This window comes from Shigella sp. FC1967 (assembly GCF_001743005.1).
Lineage (GTDB): Bacteria > Pseudomonadota > Gammaproteobacteria > Enterobacterales > Enterobacteriaceae > Proteus.
Map to the genome: position 1 here is coordinate 1 of NZ_MIIZ01001301.1, position 411 is coordinate 411.

The 411-nt window shown below is 46.2% G+C and carries 1 pseudogene; it reads left to right on the forward strand.

What is annotated here, in order from left to right:
- Positions 1 to 411, forward strand: a pseudogene (locus BHE89_RS21460) (RNA-guided endonuclease InsQ/TnpB family protein); the annotation flags it as partial.

The following is a 411-nucleotide window of genomic DNA, read 5'->3' on the forward strand; positions in this document are numbered from 1 at the left end:
CTTTCTCCAACTTTTTTTAATCCGAAACTAAAAGCCCGTTTTCCCACGTTTAAAAGTAAGCATGGCAGACAATCTAGCTATCATTGTGTCGGGATCAAAGTCATTGATGGCGCGATAAAAATCCCGAAAATCGCACCGATTGAAGCGCGTTTACATCGTGAAATTACGGGGGCGCTGAAAAGTATCACACTGAGCCGTAGCGCAACCGGAAAATACTATGCGTCACTACTCTGTGATGACGGGGTAGAAGCACCGGCAAAGCCAACATTGATATCAAATATCACGGGGCGTTGATGTGGGGCTGAGTCATTACGCCATCAAATCAGACGGCAATAAGATTGCTAATCCGCGCCACCTTATCAATGCCAGCCGTCACCTACGATCGAAAACAAAAAGCCTTATCTCGCAAGC